Below are 286 nucleotides of genomic sequence, written 5' to 3'. Positions count from 1 at the left end.
TGGTTAAACTTCACCAAGAAGGCCGTTCACTCAAATCATTAGCAGAAGAATTTGGACCATCAAAAGATTCTATTGCTATTTGGGTTAAACAAGCTACCCCAATCATGATCAAGGGTCAGTCAAAGACTTTAAAAGACGTCAAGCAACTAGAGAAGCGCCTCGCTATTTTGGAGGAAGAAAACGAAATTTTATCACGCATAGCCTGACAGGCATTGAGCGGCCATCTTACTAGCCAAAAAATAGTCCGTAATGTGGGATTGCCGCTAGTTAATCAATTTTTAGCACA

The 286-nt window shown here is 40.6% G+C and carries 1 protein-coding gene; it reads left to right on the top strand.

The features are described 5' to 3' along the window. Nucleotides 1-206: transposase (locus BMG01_RS10860; protein WP_084939558.1), on the top strand; the 206-nt coding region annotated here is incomplete at its 5' end. Nucleotides 207-286: the final 80 nt, after the last annotated feature.

Origin of the sequence: Leuconostoc sp. BM2 (assembly GCF_002095565.1) — a bacterium.
Taxonomy (GTDB): Bacteria; Bacillota; Bacilli; order Lactobacillales; family Lactobacillaceae; genus Leuconostoc; species Leuconostoc falkenbergense.
This window is presented reverse-complemented; position numbering and strand designations above follow the sequence as displayed.